The sequence below is a fragment of the Endozoicomonas sp. ONNA2 genome, assembly GCF_024606365.1.
GTDB lineage: Bacteria > Pseudomonadota > Gammaproteobacteria > Pseudomonadales > Endozoicomonadaceae > Endozoicomonas.
Genome location: NZ_JAHHPO010001000.1, coordinates 1 through 2,948, shown reverse-complemented (window position 1 = coordinate 2,948; position 2,948 = coordinate 1). Strand labels below are relative to the sequence as shown.

At 41.6% G+C, this 2,948-nt stretch carries 2 protein-coding genes; both read right to left on the bottom strand.

Features of this window, described 5'->3' with window-relative positions; translation table 11 throughout:
- Positions 1-55: 55 nt before the first annotated feature.
- Positions 56-1,138: a hypothetical protein gene (locus KDK14_RS17660; RefSeq protein WP_257266508.1), complete on the bottom strand. Its 1,083-nt coding sequence runs from the start codon at positions 1,136-1,138 to the stop codon at positions 56-58.
- 429 nt (positions 1,139-1,567) lie between these two features.
- Complete coding sequence (locus tag KDK14_RS17655; protein ID WP_257266507.1) at positions 1,568-2,557, bottom strand: hypothetical protein; 990 nt, start codon at positions 2,555-2,557, stop codon at positions 1,568-1,570.
- Positions 2,558-2,948 lie beyond the last annotated feature (391 nt).

Below are 2,948 nucleotides of genomic sequence, written 5' to 3'. Positions count from 1 at the left end.
TAAATAAACTTTCTCTGTATCATGACGTACGATCAGTGGTAATCAGGAAAAGTTTTTAACGGTTCTCTGGCTTTTTGAGTAAGGGATGATGATTATGCATACAAGGTTTCGTATGAAACTCGAACTGCACACTATGGGAGCTACCAAAGAGCCGGACATCACATTCATCAACAGATTGCTTTCTGTCATCAATATTAAGAAGTGCTCCTCTAAAGTACTTGATTCCAAGCTCTTCATTGGTAATGTGTGCAGCCAGGCCGGGTTCCGAGAGAAGAAATGTTTTGTGCCTGAGTGTCGCGTTGGGGTCGTAAAAAATAACCTTCATGCACCCATCCTGCTTTTTTAACCTCAAAGCCATTCCGTGTTCAGTTAAACCAACGTCGGTACGAAAAATAAAATTCTTTTGATCGCCACCTGCCATATTCCAGTACTTTTCTGCCAGACTGGCAAGAGCCTCAGAAAAACTTCCTTCAAGGAAATAATAACCATCAGCGCAATAGGGTATGTTATGAAAGCTCTTCTGTTCCTCTGATAAATCTGAAACAAAAAATTGCCCTTTTACTTTAGGTTGGAAAGTTCTTTCAGCAAAGAGTTTCTGTATTTTTTCCGGGGTGTCTATTATTTTAAAAGTATCTTTTCCCCGACCAAACACTCTTGTGGCATAAGCCCAGGCGAAATGTCTGCATACTATTTCTTCTCCAGGTCTCCAGGGGTCAGTATCAGAGAAGTGGGCTGTACCATTAAGTTTTATGGGGGGGGAATTATCAGAGTTATACATGGGGATTGGAGCAACCCTGCCATCCTCGTTGAAAGCAAGTTTAACCTGAAGCTTGCGCCCTTGGGCATGCAGTTTTTCTACCTTTTCAGAAATATAAGGAGTTGAATCCTTACAGGCTGCCGGGATGCTAATGTTGTAAGCGCTCAATGGATTACGGAGTTTTTGAGTATATCGTGCATTTGGGTGTTCTTTCATCAGCCTTTGGGTCTTACTGGCCAAAGCGCTGATAGAGAAACGACCAAAATATGCCTCGCCGCCATTTGCAAGGGATCTCATGGCTCTGATTGGCAGTAAGGATTTAGCTCTTCTGTGCCAAGAATATAACAGCGCGTGTTGAGTATTCAGTTTGATTTGATCCATTGCCAGATATCCCCTTGTTATTTAATTTTCATGATGAATTTGCGTGACATGCTCCGGATGGCTGCCCCACCGCCAGGCGGCTGTGGCGGGGGCTTCTTGCGACCCACGCCGAGGATGCTCAGCACCTTTCTCACAATCGTTTTTGGTAGAACCATCCTGCCGAACAATGGCCTCGGGAGCCAAAGAAATTTACCATTTTTTGATTCGGGTGAACAATACAACCACCCATAATGTTGTGTAAAAAGTTTCAATTTTCGTGCTTTCATTTTTAATACAGCAATCCTCACAACGGTATTTTTCAGATTAAAAAAGACCTGTGCCCATAAAGAGCTATTTTTAGAAGGGATGAGTATTTCCATAGTCGATGCTACGCAACCGTTGTTGTGCATTGAAAGCTAAAAAAACGCTGGTCACTCACCGGTCAAGTACTTATGAACTTGAAGAGTGAGCAGAGTGCGGGTTTCCATAAATTTCAGGATCTGGCCTTACGTGATAAGTGACATTGAAATAAGGATAAATCAATTTAATCCGTGCTAACGTAGCCCCGGGAAAATGTTTGGTATCCTTCTCGTACTTGTCATAGTTAACCTCCATGCCTTCGATAATCAAGCCAAAATCCTCAAGCACCCTGGCTGTGCGTTTTCCGTTGACCGTAGTGGTTAAATATTCATGTCTAAACTGCTCTGAGTCATGGCGGCCGGCATATTTATGAATGACCTCAATGCTTTTTTCGCCAGTGATTCTGTTTTCGATGATTGTTTTTGGCAACGCTAATTTCGCTTGATTTACTTCAGAAATATATTCGTATTGATGGACAACAATGTTGCTGGCATAAAAATTGTGCCGATATTCAGGATTTTTATTGTTAGCTAAAAATTGCCATTCATCAGAATGGTACTCATTAACGAATTCACCCATTTTTTTTCCTGTAGTGTTAACAATCAACGGTTTAGTACTGTCTAAATTGCAGGAATTATTGGTGGTGAAATGCTTCTTGATAAATGAAAACTGCTTCTCATATTTTTCTTTTGTGGTTTTCAGTCTTTCATTTATTTTCCTGCTCATAACATCCTCGGGCTTAACCGCTGGTTCGTCACTAATTTCAGTGGTGTTTCGAACTTTTTGCTCAAATTCAGGAACTATGCATTTTTTTATAACATGAGTCGTTTTACGTTCTGCAATGTCAGATTGCTTTTCCGAATGTTGATCTTCTCGTAGAATAGTGGAAACCTCCGAGTTTATGGTTGACAGACTTCTGGTTGTACTTCTGGTTGTACTTCTGGTTGTTGTTGCGCCGGTATAGAAGACAGGTTCACAATTCTGTGAGGCCGAAAAACTCTGTGTGGATTGAGGTGCCGAACTGGTCGATGCGCTCGAAGTTGATGCACCGCTGGTTGCTGGTGTTAATCCGTAGCTCATATTAGTATCCTCAATTATAACTTAAGATTCTGGACAGTTAACGGGCAAAAGAATTAATGGTTGGCGTGTGAGTGATCAAGAAGCTTATTACTGTCTTTCACCACCAGCTCCCGATGAATCACTAATCCCTACAGCCACAACATTCGCAAGGTTGGTATAAAAACAGAGCCCGCGCAACTTATCTACAAAATAAGATCTTATCAAACCAGTGTCGTTTGGTTTTTTATGGTTACAGCCATTCAGAAACAAGTCAGGCAACTCAGTGCCACTTACTTGCCAAAAACTTGATAAAAAAATCAGAATGCCATGAAGAGATAGAAGCCCCCTGTGCCAACATAGATGCATTTTCTGGCCGCATCTTTTACGGCTCGGTTGTGATGGGTATATTCAT